Raw genomic sequence first — 13,875 nt, forward strand, 5'->3', positions numbered from 1 at the left:
TCAGCGGAGGAACAGCGCCCGGAGGCGGGCGGTGGCGAGCGTGACGCCCACGACGATCATCACCACGAAGTAGGTGACGTGGACCCAGATGGTGGGCTGGATCAGGCCCGTCGTCAGCTGGCGGATCATGTCGACGCCGTGCCACAGCGGCAGCGCCTTGATGACCCACTGCACCGCCTCCGGGTACACCTCGATCGGGAAGAACGTCGCCGACAGCAGGAACATCGGCAGCAGCACGAAGTAGACCATGTCGAGATGCTGGAACCGCTTCATGAAGCTGGTGATCGCCAGCCCGATGGACGCGAAGCCGAACGCGACGAGCAGCGCGGCGGGGATCGCCAGGACCGCGGTCCAGGCGAGGTTCAGCCCGAGGATCGTCGTGATGATCATGAACCCGATGGCGTACAGCAGGCCGCGGATCAGGGCCATGATGATCTCGCCGAGCGCCACGTCCAGCGGACCCAGCGACGTCGACAGCATCTGGTCGTACAGCTTCGCGTACCGCATGCGGAAGAAGACGTTCATCGTCGAGTCGTAGACGGCGCCGTTCATGGCGGACACCGCCATCAGCGCCGGCGCGATGTACGCGCCGTAGGGCACGTCGTGCCCGTAGAAGGACACGGTGCCGATCAGCGCGCCGAGGCCGAACCCCATGCTGAGCAGGTAGAACACCGGCTCGAAGAAGCCGGACAGGATCACGAGCGTGTTGTGCTTCATCATGACGCGCACGCCGCGTTCGACGACAGCGCGGGTGTTGCCCGCGTAGAGGCTGTTCACTGGTCGAGCCTCCTCCGGAAGACTCGGGCCGCGACGAGCCCCATGACGAGCGCGAGGACCGCGAGGTAGGCAACGTGGACGGCGACGAGCCAGCCCGGCACGGGCGCGGAGTAGAGCGCGACGCGGCCGAGCTCGGCCGCGTGCCACAGCGGCGAGACCCAGCCGACGGGCTGCAGGTAGCCGGGCAGCGTCTCGAGCGGGAAGTAGCTGCCGGAGAACAGCGTCAGCGGCAGGATCACGAAGCGCTCGACGAACGACAGCTGGCCGCGGTCGTCCTTCTGGCTGGCGACCCACGCCATGACGGTGAACCCGACGGCGAAGGCCAGCAGCAGCCCGATGGGGATCATCAGGAGGACCCGCAGCGGGTGCCCCAGCCCGAACACCATGACGGCGAGGCAGTAGAAGACCAGCATCGGCAGGACGCGCAGCAGCGTGGAGACCTGGAACCCGAAGGCCATCTGGCGGGGGCTCATCGGGGTCAGCCGCATCGCGGTGAAGATGTTGGACCACTTGAACCCGCCGAACACGCCGTAGGTGTTCTCCTGCGCGGCTGTCTGCATGGCGGTAGCCATGACCAGGGCCGGGGCGACGAAGACGATGTAGTCGACGCCCTCGATGCCGCTGCCCCCGTCGACGAGCACGCCCAGCCCCAGCCCGAGTCCCATGAGGTACAGGAACGGCGAACCGATGCCCGTCAGCAGCATCGTCGGCAGGTAGAGGCGCATCAGGCGCAGCTGGTGGTGCACGACGCCGAGCCAGCCCCAGCGGGCGACGCGGCGAGGGTCGACGGCCGTCGTCGGGCGGGTGGCGAGGCTCATTCGATCAGGCTCCGGCCTGTCAGCCGGAGGAACACGTCCTCGAGCGAGGAGCGACGCACGAGCGAGGCGATGGGCTCCAGCTCGCGGTCGATGACCGCCTTGAGCGCGTGTTCGCCGTTGTCGGCGTAGATCAGGACGCGGTCGGCCAGCACCTCGCGCCGCTCGCCGATCCCGTCGAGCCGGGCGGCGACCTCCTCGTTGCGGCCGGATCCGAAGCGCACCTCGAGCACCTCGCGGGTGGCGTACTGCGAGATCAGCGACGTCGGGGAGCCCTCCGCGACGATCCTGCCGTGGTCGACGACGACGAGCCGGTCACACAGCTGCTCGGCCTCGTCCATGAAGTGCGTGGTCACGACCAGCGTGGTGCCCTGCTCCTTGAGCCGGAACAGCCGGTCCCAGAGGATGTGCCTGGCCTGCGGGTCGAGGCCGGTGGTCGGCTCGTCGAGCAGCATGATCTTCGGGTCGTTGATCAGCCCGCGGGCGATCGTGAGGCGCCGCTTCATGCCTCCGGAGAGGCCGTCGACGCGGGCGGTGCGCTTCTCGCGCAGCTGCGCGAAGTCCAGCAACTCCTCGGCGCGGGCCTTGACCCAGGCGCGCGGCAGCGCGAAGTAGAGGCCGTAGACGATGAGGTTGTCGATGACACGCAGCTCCTCGTCGAGCAGGTCGCCCTGCGGCACGATGCCCAGTTGGGCCCGGATCTGCGGGCCATGGTGGTTCGTGTCGAGGCCCAGCACGTCGAGGCTGCCGGCGGTGCGCGTGGAGGTGGCGGCGATCATCCGCATGGTCGTCGACTTGCCGGCACCGTTGGGGCCGAGGAACCCGAAGGACTCGCCCGGCGCGATGTCGACGTCGATGCCGTCGACGGCGGTGACGTCGCCGTAGCGCTTGGTCAGGCCCCTGGCCGTGATGACCGGGGCGCTCACTCGACGATCCCCGTAGACCTCAGGAAGTCGGTCAGGTCCTGCATCTCGGTGGAGCTGGTGCCGTGCTCGAGGCCGGGGTACGCGAAGACGGTCGCGTCGGCGTGGCCGGGCAGCCAGTCGAGGAGGCCCGACACCGCCTGTGGCGGGATGATCCGGTCGAGCTCGCCGCGCCCGTAGAAGACCGGCGGGCGGCTCTCGGCCAGCTGAGCGTCGGCCGGTTGTTCGGCGTCGAGCAGGAAGCCGGAGAGGATCACGGTGCCTGCGATGCGCTCGGGGCGGGTGCGGAGCAGCTGCGTCGCCATGAGGCCGCCCTGCGAGAAGCCGACGGCGAGGATGCGGGTCGCGGGGTCGAGCACCTCGTCGAGCAGGGCCCACAGCGCCTCGGTCGCGGCGGTGACCTCGTCGACGTCCGAGGGGTAGCCGAGGTTGAACCAGGCGGCGCCGCCGCCCTGCACCGGCAGCGGCGCGCGGGGCGAGATCCAGGGCAGGTAGAGGGCCTCGCCGATGGTGGCGAGGTCCCGCTCGTCGGCCCCGAAGCCGTGCAGGAGGACGGTGACGATGGGCGCGGCGGGGTCGAAGCCGCGCGATCCGACGGCCTGGTCGATGCGCATGTGGTTCCTTTACGTGCCGGGTTCGAACATGGTGCGGCGGCCCTCGAAGGCTCGGCCGAGGGTGACCTGGTCGGCGTACTCGAGGTCGCCGCCGACGGGCAGGCCGGAGGCGGGGCGGGTCACGCGCACGCCGAAGTCGCGGAGCATCCGGCTCAGGTACGCGGCCGTGGCCTCGCCCTGCGTGTCGGGGTCGGTGGCGAGGATGACCTCGGTGACGGACCCGTCGGCGAGGCGCTGGAAGAGCTCGCGGGTGTGCAGGTCGCCCGGGCCGCGCCCGTCGATGGGCGAGATGGAGCCGCCGAGCACGTGGTAGAGCCCGCGGAACTCTCCGGTGCGCTCGATGGCGACGACGTCCTTCGACTCCTCGACGACGCAGAGCTGGCTCGGGTCGCGGCGCGGGTCGCGGCAGATGCGGCAGCGCGCCTCCTGCGACACGTTGAAGCAGACCTCGCAGAAGCGCGACGACTCCTTCACCCGGCGCAGGGTGTCGGACAGCTCGAACACGTCCTCCTCTGGCGCGTCGAGCAGGAAGAAGGCGATGCGCTGGGCGCCGCGCGGCCCGATGCCGGGGAGCCGGCTCAGCGCGTCGATGAGGTCCTGGATGGGCCCTTCGTACATCCGGCGGGTCAGCCCCCGAAGCCGGGGATCTGCGGGATCTGCGGCATGGCGGAGGCCATCGCGGTGTCGGCCTGCTCCTTGGCGGAGCGGTAGGCGGCGATGATCAGGTCCGCGAGGGTCTCCGTGTCGTCCGGGTCGCAGGCTTCGGGCTTGATGGTCAGCGCGTCGATCTCGCCCTTGCCGTTGAGGACCACCTCGACGAGGTCGCCGCCGGACTGGGCTGTGAAGGTCATGGCGGAGACCTCACGCTGCGCGCGCTCGAGGTCGTCCTGCATCTGCTGGGCCTGGGCCATCAGCGCGTTGATGTCGAAGTCACCAAACATCGGTCTCTCCTTGGTGGGTTGGGGTCAAGAATAGGAGCAGCTGGAGACGTCAGTCCGCGTCGCGGACCGCGATGATCTCCGCCCCGAGCTCGGTGCTCAGGAGCTCCTCTGCGTTGTGTTCCGCGTCGAGGACGGCGTCCTCCGCGGAGACCTCGTTCTCCCTGCTCCGGCGGGCATCCCGGTTCCCTGAGCCTGTCGAAGGGCCACCGTGGTTCCCTGAGCTTGTCGAAGGGCCTGAGCCATCCCGGTTCCCTGAGCCTGTCGAAGGGCCTGAGCTTGTCGAAGGGCCTGAGCTTGTCGAAGGGCCTGAGCCATCCCGGTTCCCTGAGCTTGTCGAAGGGCCTGAGCCATCCCGGTTCCCTGAGCCTGTCGAAGGGTTCCCCGACGGCTCGGCCCCCGCGGGCCGCTGCTCGACGGGACGACGCTGCTCGACCGGCGCCGGCTCAGCCGGCTGCTGGCGCTCGGGCTGAGGCCGCTGCTCGACGGGCTGGACACGCTGATCGGCCGGCGGCGCTGCCGCCGGACGCTGCTGCGGCGCCGCGTCGACCGGCGTCGATCCGTCGTTGACGACCGTGTTGATGTGCAGCTCGACGCCCATGACCTCGATCATCGAGTCGGCGAGCACGTCGGCGGACCCACCGGAGCCGAAGTTCTCACGGGGGCCGGCGGCGCTGAACCCGAGGGTCAGCACGCCGTCGGAGATGTCGAGCACCTGCGCGTGCTGGGCGAGCAGCATGTGGGTGAAGCGGCGGCGACGCTTGACCTCGTCGAGGACGGTCGGCCACACGCGGCGCAGTTCGGCGGCGGTCAGCTGCCCGCTCGACGGGGCGGTCTGCGCCGCGGGCGCGGGCATCGGGGCGGCCTGCACGGGCTGCGCCGGGGCGGGCTGGGGCTGCGCTGCGGGAGCACTCCCCGCGGGGCGCTGCTGCGCGGCGGGCTGCGGGGCGGGAGCCTCGGCGACGGGCTGGGCGGCGGGAGCCTGCTCGGCCGGTCGCTCCTGGGCGGGCTGCTCCGCGGGACGCTGCTGGACGGGCTGCTCAGCCGGGCGCTGCTGGGCGGGCCGTTCGGCCGGCCGCTGCTGAGGCGCGGGGGCGGAGTGCTGCTGAGCCGGGGCGGCGGGCATCGACGGGGCTGCCGCCGCGGGCGCGTCGCCCATCATCCCGACGCGGCGCTCGAGCCTGTCGAGGCGGGCGTGGAGGCCGCGCTCGTCGTCGTCGGCGCCGGGCAACAGGACGCGGGAGCACATCAGCTCGAGGTGGAGCCGGGGCGCGGTGGTGCCGCGCATCTGGGTCAGGCCGGTGGCGATGACCTCGGCGGCGCGGGTCAGCTCGCCGGCGCCCATGCCGGCGACCTGCGTCTGGAGCCGCTGCGCCTGGTCCTCGGCCACGCCGAGGATGCCGGTGGTGACGGCCTCGGGCACCGCGGCGAGGATGACGAGGTCGCGGAGGCGGCGCAGGAGGTCCTCGCCGAACCGGCGCGGGTCCTGCCCGACCTCGATGACCTTGTCGATGGTGGTGAAGACGCCCGCGGAGTCTCCGGCGGCGAATGCGTCGACGATCTCGTCGAGCAGCACGTCGGGCGTGTATCCGAGCAGCGCGGCGGCCTGCTCGTAGCTGACGCCCGTGTCGGCGGCTCCGCCGAGGAGCTGATCGAGCACCGAGAGCGAGTCACGCACGGAGCCGGCGCCGGCGCGCACGACAAGCGGGATGGCCGCGTGCTCGATCGAGACGCCCTCGACCTCGCAGATCTGGGTCAGGTAGTCGCCCAGCACCCGGGGCGGCACGAGCCGGAACGGGTAGTGGTGCGTCCGGGAACGGATGGTGCCGATGACCTTCTCGGGCTCGGTGGTCGCGAAGATGAACTTGGTGTGCGGCGGCGGCTCCTCGACGAGCTTCAGCAGGGCGTTGAAGCCCTGCGTCGTCACCATGTGGGCCTCGTCGATGATGTAGATCTTGTAGCGGCTGGCGACGGGGGCGAAGTAGGCCCGCTCGCGCAGGTCACGGGCGTCGTCGACGCCGCCGTGCGAGGCCGCGTCGATCTCGATGACGTCGATGGAGCCGGGGCCGCCGCGCGCCAGGTCACGGCAGGACTGGCACTCGCCGCACGGCGTGGGGGTGGGGCCCTGCTCGCAGTTCAGGCAGCGGGCGAGGATGCGCGCCGACGTCGTCTTGCCGCAGCCGCGGGGGCCGGAGAACAGGTAGGCGTGGCCGACCTTGTTGTTCGCGAGGGCGCGCTGCAGCGGGACGGTGACGTGCTCCTGGCCGATGACCTCGGCGAACGTGTCGGGACGGTAACGGCGGTACAGCGCCAGCGGGGCGTCGGGGGTCTGGGGTCGCGGCGCGGCGGGCGTGCGCGGGGCCTCCACGACGGGGGCCGCGACCTCGGCGACGACCTCGATCTCCTCCTCGGCCTCGTCGAAGAGGCCGGGGCCGTCCATCGGGACGAAATCGGGCGTGTCGGCCGAGCCGTAGGCGTCCCCGTCGATGGGGGCGTAGTCGTCCTCGTCGTCGTAGTCGTCGTTCACCCGATCCACCCTATTCCAGCCAGCAGACAGTTTCCGGACAGAAAAAAGGGCCCCTCGCGCACCCGGAAGAGCTCACTTACCCTTGCTGCCTTCCGACCCTGGGGGAGTTGGGCGAGATACCGCCGCGCGAGGAACCGGGAACCACTGTAGCGCATGCCCGAAGGGTCCCGTGCGGCGCCCGGGGCTCGCGCCAGTAGGGTGACGCGCATGGTCAAGACTGCAGATCCCGCTCTCGCCGAGGTGTGGAGGGGCGACTACCTCGAGGCCGTGCACCACGGCTGCCTGGCGGTCACGAATCCCGACGGCTCCCTGGCGCTCGGACTCGGCGATGTCGACTCCCCCTTCCTCGCCCGTTCCGCGATCAAGCCCTTCCAGGTGATCGCGATGCTCAGGGCCGGGCTGGACCTGACCGGCGCGGAGCTGGCGCTCGCGTCGGCATCGCATTCGGGCGCGGAGATCCACGTCGAGGGGGCGCGCGACATCCTGGTCGGCGCCGGCCTGACGGAGGACGCTCTGCAGGTCACGCCCGGCACCCCGCTGGACCCCCAGGCGGCGCGGGAGTGGTTCGCCGCCGGCCACGGCGACGAACGGATCATCCACAACTGCTCCGGGAAGCACTCGGCCATGGTGCGGACCTGCGTGCGCGCCGGCTGGCCGCTCGAGACCTACCTCGTGCCAGGACACCCGCTGCAGCTCGCGATCCGTGAGACGCTGGGCGATTACACGGGCGACGAGATCGGCGACCCTGTTCCCGACGGCTGCGGCGCCCCAGCCCTCCCCTGCACGGTCGCAGGGCTGGCGAGGGCGTTCGGTCGGTTCGCCGCCGGCGACACCGTCGAGTCGCGGAAGCTGGCCGACGCCTACCGAGCGCACCCCGAATACGTCTCGGGCACGCGCCGCGACGAGGTCGTGCTGCACCACGAGGTGCCCGGTCTAGTCTGCAAGATGGGGGCAGAGGGGACCCTCGCCGTCGGCCTGTCGGACGGGACCGGCATCGTCGTGAAGGCGTCCGACGGGGCCCACCGCGCGACCGTCCCCGTCGTCGTCGCGGTGCTCGACGCGCTCGGCCTCGCGACGGAGGTGCTGCGTGAGTTCCAGCCGCAGCCGGTGCTGGGCCACGGCAGGGTCGTCGGGCGGGTTTCGGCGTCGCAGGACCTGCTGGCGGCACTCGCAGGGATGTGACCGACCCGGATTTGAGACGACGGCGCGGCCTCCGGTAGAGTCCCCCACGGAGGATTCGCCTAGAGGCCTATGGCGCTCGCTTGGAAAGCGGGTTGGGTTCACGCCCTCACGAGTTCGAATCTCGTATCCTCCGCCACCGCCATTCCTGCTTCGCGCAGGGATGGCATTTCTCTTGGGACGCAGCGCGCTGGGACAGCGACTGACTCACCCAGCCAACCTGCGCGGCCAAGCTACTGACCACCGCCCGACCTCTCTGGGGTCGGGTCTCTCTTGCTTGCAATCACCCTCAGCGAGGACCACCGATGTTGCCTTCGAACGCACCTCCGGGAATTGTCAGTGTGCTCGGCTACGGTCACTTCAGCTGGTGGCACCGGCTGAGCCGCGACTAGAGGATGGTGCTTCGATGACGAGCAGCTCACACCACCCCGCTCAGGAGCTGGTGCTCACAGCGGAGTACCTGAGACAGCTCCAGTGCAACGCCGAGTCGCTACTTGCCGATGCGCAACTGTTGTTCGAACACCAACGGTGGGCGCGAACCTTGGCACTCGCGGTGTTGGCGACCGAGGCGGCGGGAAAGGCGTTCCTCGCCATCGCGAGTCTGAATCCCGACAACGACCTTGGCGGGCTCAAGGAGACCCGACACGAAGACAAGCTCACCTCAGCCGCACTTCTGCATCTTCTCTTCGACGGCGAGTTGTCCGAGCTGGAGTCGCTCCTCAGCCAGATCGACTCCGACGCTCTCCATCGTCAGAAGCTGTCGGCCATCTACGTCGACCGACGATGTGACGGCGTTGTGTCCCCGTCCTCCGTGTCGCACGACGATGCGGCCCTCTCTATCAGGGACGCCACACGGGTAATCGAGTGCGCGGGCCGAGTCCTTCGCCAAGTGTCCCCCGACGCGATCGAGGCTGCCCTTCTGATTCACGACACCCTGGCCCCGGCCCTCGACGCGTACACCCTGGAGCATGGCGATGCGTCCGGCCTGCAGGTGGTGCGCGACCTCGTCGCCTGGGGCGAGTCCCTCAGCGATAACGAATCGACGAGCGAGTCCGGCAACATCTGGAGCAATCACACCGATGAAAGTTTCCACAACGGGCAGTAGTGTTGCATTGTGGACATCAAACTGTTCCAGAAGGCGCCGTTCGGGAAACTTGTTCCGATCAGCGGCTCGCTTCCCGGTGGCGGCGTCTGGGAGCACTGGGCCTTTCTCCCCGACCCGTTGCCGGATGACAGCCCGGAGCTGAGCGGTCGGGCGTACCGGAGCGTCGGCGATGCGCGCGCGGCCCTCGCCGCACTCGACTCGACCGCCCTACGGCTGCCCAATCCGAGGCTGTTCAGGAGCTCGACGCTACGCCTGGAGGCCCAGTCCACTGCCGCGCTCGAGGGCACCTACGAACCACTGGCTCGTGTGCTCGCCGCCGACTCCGACGACGTGCAGGACCCCTCGCTGCGTGAAGTACTCAACTACGTGATCGTGGCCGAGACCGCGTTCGGCTGGGCAGAGGAGGGCCGCAGTTGGGGCGCCTCCAGCTTGGCCACACTTCAAGACCTGCTCATGCGCGGAACGTCGTCCGAGCGTGAACACTCCGGGCAGGTGCGGACGGTACAGGTGGTGATCGGTCGCAGGGAGGGCATGCCGCCCAGCGAAATCCCGATCAAGGCGGCACGGTACGTGCCACCGCCTCCGGGAGCCGATCTCATTGCACGACTACGCGACCTGAGCGCGTGGATGCAGGCAGCTCACGGCGACCTCATAGATCCCGTCGTCGCCGCGGCGATGGGTCATTACGAGTTCGAGGCGCTCCATCCCTTCCACGACGGCAACGGACGACTGGGACGACTGCTGATCGTCCTCCAGCTCTACGCGTCCGGCGTCCTCACCGAGCCGACACTCTCGGTGTCGACCTGGTTCGAGGCGCGGCGGGCGGAGTACTACGACGCCCTGCTCGGCGTCTCGACCGACGGCGACTGGTCCACCTGGATCGAGTTCTTCGCGCAGGGGTTGGCGGATTCGGCCGAGGCCGCGCGGAGAAGGATGCTGGCCCTGGCAACGGTCCAGGCCGAACTGACCGAACGCCTCCAGGCCACCCCGATCCGCACCGGAAACGCACGGCTGCTCGTCGACTTCGCCATCGGCCAACCCACGTTCACCGTCGCTCAGGCGGCCCGGACCTTGGGCATCGGCAACGCCGGCGCCAAGAAACTCATCGACTCACTCGTCAATCACGGCATCCTCGCCCCCTACGACGAGCGGGTGTACGGCCGACGCTTCCACGCGCCGAGGGTTCTGGACGTCCTGCTTGGGCAGTAGCGGGCGCCGTTCGCATGGATCAGTGATCAGGCGACGGGCACCAGCCGCGTGACAGTCGGGAGCCCAGCCGCCCGCTCGACTGCGAGGTCGTGAGCGGACTGAATCGCCAGCCATGCCCTCGCGGTACTGACGCCGGCCTGCTCGAGCCTGATGGCCAGGTTGGGGCTGATCCGCGCGTGACCGTGCAGAACGCGACTCAGCGTCACCCGCGAAACCCCGAGACGGGAAGCCGCCTCACCGACGGTGAGCCCCAGATCGGCGAGCACATCCTGACGGAGGATCTCGCCCGGATGCACCGGGTTGGCCATGATCATCGCCTTCACCTTTCCAGTGTCTCAGTGCACCCAGGTCTTGAGCACGACGAGAATCAGCCCCAGCGCCGCCGTGGCGATGCCACCGGCCACCCGGGCCGACGTGCGCGTCGTCCAGATCGCCACCTTGGCGTAGCCGAGGAGGCCGAGCAGCGCCACGCACGCCCACAGCGACGCCCAGACGGCAATCTGCGGGTCCATGAACCTCACGCGGCCGAGCAGCAGGACGATCATCGGCGGGACGGCCGCCAGCAACATGCCCCAGGAGTGCTGGGCGGCGTCGGCGACGGCGTTGCGGACCCGGAGCACTGCACCGCCGGCGGGTTCGTCGCCAAGGTGGGCGACGGCGCCCGCGTAGACGTGCGCCACCCAGAACACGGCGAGCGTCGCGCACACCTTCACGAACACGTCCCAGTACTCCTCGGCAGCCTCCCCCGCGATGAACACGAGGCCCGCGACGAGCAGGACGCCGTAGATCGCGGACTCGCTCACGAGTGCCTTCATGTCCCTCCCTCACGCCGCGCCGCGCAGGTGCTGGGCCGATCGTCGCAGACGTCGACCCGCGCTGTCAGCCCCCGTCGGTCGGTTGCCGCCCGAGGCCCGATGAGCACATCCTCCTGCTCGTCGGCGAAAAGTGCCCCAAATCGCCGGATTCCGGCGACGACAAGTGTGTCGTGCTCATCGCACCCCCAGGCGCCCGGATGCAAGCAAGTGCTTGCATCCGGGGCAAAGGAGTTCTAGATTGCTCGCATGAGCATCGAGCAGGAGCCGACCGGGACAGAGCCGACGAGCGCGGCCCTGCTCGACGCGGCGCTGCTGGTGATCGGGGAACGGGGCGTGAAGGGCGCGACGACGCGGCTCATCGCCGAGCGGGCAGGCGTCAACGAGGTGACCCTGTTTCGGAAGTTCGGCACCAAGTCGCAGCTGATCCGCACCGCGATCGAGAACCGCTTCACCACTGCGCGCGACGAGTTCATCGTCTACTCCGGCGACCTCGAGCATGACCTCACCCGACTGGCCGACGGGTACGCGACCGCCATGACCCGCTTCGGGCCCGCGGCGCGGGTGATCCTCGCCGAGGCCCCGCACCGCCCCGAACTCTCCGGCGCCCTTGCCGCCGCCCAGCAGGCCTTCGCGGCACTCTCCGAGGTCCTCGAGCGGTACCAACGCGAAGGCGTCCTGCGACCCGAACCGATGGAGACCCTCGTCCCCGCCTTCCTCGGGCCCATCCTCATGACCCACGTCATCCCCACGGCCGGCGGCCCCGCGCTCCGGTGGGACGCCCGCACCCACGTCGACGGGTTCCTCCATGGCCGCGCGACGAGCTGACCGGGCGGGGAACGTCCCGGCGGGGCGCGTCCCGGCCGGACTGACCCGGGCGAGGCGCGTCTGGACCGGGCAGATCTGGGCGGTCGGCGCGCTGGCCGCCGTCGCGCTGGCCGGCGGCTGCTCGGCGGCGGACGGCCCGGACTTCACCGTGACCGGCACCGTCGACGACACCCTCGTCTCCGTCTCCGCGCCGATCCTGACGTCCCCCACCGTCGACGTGGATGCGGGTTTCCCCGCCGACGCAACCTCGGCTGCCACCCCATCCGGCGACACCGCCTCGACGACCGACGCCGCCTCGACCCTCGGACTGGGCGCGACGGTGCGGCTGGCCACCGTCGCCGTCCGCGAGGGCGACACCGTCACGGCCGGGCAGACGATCGCCACCGTCGACGACACCGCACAGCGGGCCCAGCTGAGCGTCGCGAAGGCCGACGAGACGGCGGCGAAGGCTCAGGTCGGCGTCCTCGACGCGGCCATCGACAAGACCTACGACCAGGCCGACGACGTGGCCGACGCGCAGCACAAGGTCCGCGACCAGATCACCGAGGCCACCGACACCAGGGAGCAGCTGGAGGCCTCGCTCACCCAGATCCAGCAGGCCAGGGCCCAGCTCGTCACGCAGCTCGACGCCGCACAGAAGCTGGCCGACAACTACCCCCCGACCCCGCCGACAGGGACCCCGACGCCCCAGGAGCTGCAGGCCACCATCGCCCAGCTCACCGCCGGCGTCGCCACGGCCGATGAGAACCTCGCCACCATCCGGCAGACCCTGACCCAGATCGACGAGGGCATCGAGACGGCCCGCTCCGCCCTGGCCGACCTCGAGGAGGCGACCGAGGGCATCACCGACGCCCGCGCGGGCCTGAAGGACGCGCGCGAGCTCGCGAGGATCACCGCCAGCGCGGCCGCCATCCCCGTGGACCTGGCCCGCGCCGACCTCGACCGGACCGAACTCACCGCCCCCGTGTCCGGGGTCGTGACGTCGGCCGCCGACCCCGGGGCCGTGCTGGCCCCGGGGGCGACCGTCGCCGAGATCCGCCCCGACGGCCCGGCGACGGCGACCGCCTGGCTGTCCCCCGCCCAGGCGACCCGGGTGTGCCAGGGCGACGCCGCCTCCATCGTCGGTGACTGGATGCCCGACGGGGCCGCCAGCGACGCGACGCTGACACGCATCGGCACCAGCTACCAGTACCCGCCGACCAACGTGACCACCGACGAGATCCACCTGACCCGGGCCCTGGAGGTCCAGGTCACCACGACCACCGATCCCCTGCCCGCCGGCGTGCCGGTGGACATCACCATCACCGGCTGCGCCCCGGCGGGCCGCGACGAGAACGGATGACTGACATGGCTGAGGCGAAGAGGAGGCGGCCGCCGGTCCCGGTGATCGTGCTCGTGGCGCTGCTGGTGATCGGCGGCGGGATCTGGTGGTGGTGGAGCGCGACGCAGGCCACACGGTCGGCCGACGAGCCCACGACGCTGTCCGGCACCGTCGAGGCCGACACCTACCAGGTGGTCCCGGCGATCGCCGGGCGGGTGACGGACGTGCTCGTCGCCGAGGGCGACACCGTCGCGGAGGGCGACACACTGGTCACGCTCGATCAGACCGCCATGAAGCTCCAGGTCGAGCAGGCCGAGCAGGGCGTCGTTGCCGCGAAGGCCGCGCTGACCAACGTCAAGGACGATGACGACGCGACCGACGCCGACGAGACCGCCGCGAAGGCGAAGGTGAAGCAGGCGAGGGCCGCGGTGGAACTGGCGAAGGTCCAGCTCGGCTACGCCACCGTCACCGCCCCGCACGACGGCACCGTGACATCGGTGACTGTCAACGTCGGCGAGAACGCCTCGGCCGCCAGGACCCTGATCACGTTGACGGACCCGGCCAGCCTGTTCGCCCGCGTCTACGTGTCGGAGACCGAGATCGGCGACGTGACGATCGGACAGGAGGTGACGGCGACCACCGACTCCAGCGACACAACATTCGGCGGCGCCGTGACCTACGTCGCCACCACCGCGCAGTTCACCCCCAACACCATCCAGACCAAGGACCAGCGGGTGAAGCTCGTCTACGAGGTGCGTGTCTCGGTCGACGACGACTCGGGGACGCTGAAGCCGGGCATGCCGGTCGACGTGGAGCTGTCCTGAGCC

General features: G+C 70.3%; 15 protein-coding genes, 1 tRNA gene and 1 other RNA gene. 7 read left to right on the forward strand and 10 right to left on the reverse strand.

The genetic code is table 11. The features are described from left to right. The 8 genes from KDB89_RS12155 to ffs form a co-directional block, all read right to left on the reverse strand. On the reverse strand, window positions 1-777 hold the full coding sequence (locus tag KDB89_RS12155; RefSeq protein WP_255555922.1) for an ABC transporter permease: 777 nt from the start codon (window positions 775-777) through the stop codon (window positions 1-3). Beyond that, on the reverse strand, window positions 774-1,595 hold the full coding sequence (locus KDB89_RS12160; protein ID WP_219081391.1) for an ABC transporter permease: 822 nt from the start codon (window positions 1,593-1,595) through the stop codon (window positions 774-776). Before KDB89_RS12160 ends, KDB89_RS12155 begins: the two co-directional genes overlap by 4 nt. Then, window positions 1,592-2,518, reverse strand: a complete 927-nt coding sequence (locus KDB89_RS12165) for an ABC transporter ATP-binding protein (RefSeq protein ID WP_219081393.1) — start codon at window positions 2,516-2,518, stop codon at window positions 1,592-1,594. Before KDB89_RS12165 ends, KDB89_RS12160 begins: the two co-directional genes overlap by 4 nt. Further along, complete coding sequence (locus KDB89_RS12170; RefSeq protein ID WP_219081404.1) at window positions 2,515-3,129, reverse strand: alpha/beta hydrolase; 615 nt, start codon at window positions 3,127-3,129, stop codon at window positions 2,515-2,517. The genes KDB89_RS12165 and KDB89_RS12170 overlap by 4 nt, the downstream gene beginning before the upstream one ends. A 9-nt stretch (window positions 3,130-3,138) precedes the next feature. Then, window positions 3,139-3,747, reverse strand: coding sequence for a recombination mediator RecR (recR, locus tag KDB89_RS12175; RefSeq protein WP_219081406.1), 609 nt, complete (start codon window positions 3,745-3,747; stop codon window positions 3,139-3,141). A gap of 8 nt (window positions 3,748-3,755) precedes the next feature. Then, the gene (locus tag KDB89_RS12180) at window positions 3,756-4,070 is read right to left on the reverse strand and encodes a YbaB/EbfC family nucleoid-associated protein (protein WP_219081408.1); all 315 of its coding nucleotides are present in this window, start codon (window positions 4,068-4,070) and stop codon (window positions 3,756-3,758) included. Between the two features lie 49 nt (window positions 4,071-4,119). Then, complete coding sequence (locus tag KDB89_RS12185; RefSeq protein WP_219084316.1) at window positions 4,120-6,507, reverse strand: DNA polymerase III subunit gamma and tau; 2,388 nt, start codon at window positions 6,505-6,507, stop codon at window positions 4,120-4,122. Window positions 6,508-6,636: 129 nt separating this feature from the next. Further along, an RNA gene (gene ffs, locus KDB89_RS12190) (signal recognition particle sRNA small type) lies at window positions 6,637-6,733 on the reverse strand. 68 nt (window positions 6,734-6,801) lie between these two features. Between ffs and KDB89_RS12195 the strand changes: the two genes are divergently transcribed. The 4 genes from KDB89_RS12195 (at window position 6,802) to KDB89_RS12210 (ending at window position 10,087) form a co-directional block, all read left to right on the forward strand. After that, the gene (locus KDB89_RS12195; protein ID WP_219081410.1) at window positions 6,802-7,776 is read left to right on the forward strand and encodes an asparaginase; all 975 of its coding nucleotides are present in this window, start codon (window positions 6,802-6,804) and stop codon (window positions 7,774-7,776) included. A gap of 48 nt (window positions 7,777-7,824) precedes the next feature. Beyond that, window positions 7,825-7,912 (forward strand) — tRNA-Ser (locus KDB89_RS12200). Window positions 7,913-8,179: 267 nt separating this feature from the next. Further along, window positions 8,180-8,878, forward strand: a complete 699-nt coding sequence (locus KDB89_RS12205; protein ID WP_219081412.1) for an AbiV family abortive infection protein — start codon at window positions 8,180-8,182, stop codon at window positions 8,876-8,878. Window positions 8,879-8,887: 9 nt separating this feature from the next. Continuing rightward, window positions 8,888-10,087, forward strand: a complete 1,200-nt coding sequence (locus KDB89_RS12210; protein ID WP_219081415.1) for a Fic family protein — start codon at window positions 8,888-8,890, stop codon at window positions 10,085-10,087. A 26-nt stretch (window positions 10,088-10,113) separates the two neighbouring features. On the opposite strand, the gene KDB89_RS12215 is transcribed toward KDB89_RS12210, so the two are convergent. Next, complete coding sequence (locus KDB89_RS12215; RefSeq protein WP_255556454.1) at window positions 10,114-10,401, reverse strand: HigA family addiction module antitoxin; 288 nt, start codon at window positions 10,399-10,401, stop codon at window positions 10,114-10,116. Window positions 10,402-10,422: 21 nt separating this feature from the next. Continuing rightward, window positions 10,423-10,902, reverse strand: coding sequence for a hypothetical protein (locus KDB89_RS12220; protein WP_219081419.1), 480 nt, complete (start codon window positions 10,900-10,902; stop codon window positions 10,423-10,425). Window positions 10,903-11,148: 246 nt separating this feature from the next. On the opposite strand from KDB89_RS12220, the gene KDB89_RS12225 reads away from it, so the two are divergent. The 3 genes from KDB89_RS12225 to KDB89_RS12235 are packed head-to-tail and all read left to right on the forward strand — an operon-like array spanning window position 11,149 to window position 13,872. Then, window positions 11,149-11,727, forward strand: a complete 579-nt coding sequence (locus tag KDB89_RS12225; protein WP_219081421.1) for a TetR/AcrR family transcriptional regulator — start codon at window positions 11,149-11,151, stop codon at window positions 11,725-11,727. Further along, the gene (locus KDB89_RS12230; protein ID WP_219081423.1) at window positions 11,708-13,069 is read left to right on the forward strand and encodes an HlyD family secretion protein; all 1,362 of its coding nucleotides are present in this window, start codon (window positions 11,708-11,710) and stop codon (window positions 13,067-13,069) included. The genes KDB89_RS12225 and KDB89_RS12230 overlap by 20 nt, the downstream gene beginning before the upstream one ends. 5 nt (window positions 13,070-13,074) lie before the next feature. Then, window positions 13,075-13,872: an HlyD family secretion protein gene (locus KDB89_RS12235; RefSeq protein WP_219081425.1), complete on the forward strand. Its 798-nt coding sequence runs from the start codon at window positions 13,075-13,077 to the stop codon at window positions 13,870-13,872. The last annotated feature ends 3 nt before the right edge of the window (window positions 13,873-13,875 follow it).

Origin of the sequence: Tessaracoccus palaemonis (genome assembly GCF_019316905.1) — a bacterium.
In the GTDB taxonomy this organism is placed as follows: domain Bacteria; phylum Actinomycetota; class Actinomycetes; order Propionibacteriales; family Propionibacteriaceae; genus Arachnia; species Arachnia palaemonis.

What these genes read in the sequence shown, in the direction of transcription:
- KDB89_RS12205 (WP_219081412.1), top strand. Translation starts at nt 8,180, where the DNA reads ATGACGAGCAGCTCACACCACCCCGCTCAGGAGCTGGTGCTCACAGCG.
- KDB89_RS12225 (WP_219081421.1), top strand. Translation starts at nt 11,149, where the DNA reads ATGAGCATCGAGCAGGAGCCGACCGGGACAGAGCCGACGAGCGCGGCC.
- KDB89_RS12220 (WP_219081419.1), bottom strand. Translation starts at nt 10,902, where the DNA reads ATGAAGGCACTCGTGAGCGAGTCCGCGATCTACGGCGTCCTGCTCGTC.
- KDB89_RS12180 (WP_219081408.1), bottom strand. Translation starts at nt 4,070, where the DNA reads ATGTTTGGTGACTTCGACATCAACGCGCTGATGGCCCAGGCCCAGCAG.
- KDB89_RS12215 (WP_255556454.1), bottom strand. Translation starts at nt 10,401, where the DNA reads ATGATCATGGCCAACCCGGTGCATCCGGGCGAGATCCTCCGTCAGGAT.
- KDB89_RS12230 (WP_219081423.1), top strand. Translation starts at nt 11,708, where the DNA reads ATGGCCGCGCGACGAGCTGACCGGGCGGGGAACGTCCCGGCGGGGCGC.
- KDB89_RS12235 (WP_219081425.1), top strand. Translation starts at nt 13,075, where the DNA reads ATGGCTGAGGCGAAGAGGAGGCGGCCGCCGGTCCCGGTGATCGTGCTC.
- recR (WP_219081406.1), bottom strand. Translation starts at nt 3,747, where the DNA reads ATGTACGAAGGGCCCATCCAGGACCTCATCGACGCGCTGAGCCGGCTC.
- KDB89_RS12185 (WP_219084316.1), bottom strand. Translation starts at nt 6,507, where the DNA reads ATGGACGGCCCCGGCCTCTTCGACGAGGCCGAGGAGGAGATCGAGGTC.
- KDB89_RS12170 (WP_219081404.1), bottom strand. Translation starts at nt 3,129, where the DNA reads ATGCGCATCGACCAGGCCGTCGGATCGCGCGGCTTCGACCCCGCCGCG.
- KDB89_RS12160 (WP_219081391.1), bottom strand. Translation starts at nt 1,595, where the DNA reads ATGAGCCTCGCCACCCGCCCGACGACGGCCGTCGACCCTCGCCGCGTC.
- KDB89_RS12195 (WP_219081410.1), top strand. Translation starts at nt 6,802, where the DNA reads ATGGTCAAGACTGCAGATCCCGCTCTCGCCGAGGTGTGGAGGGGCGAC.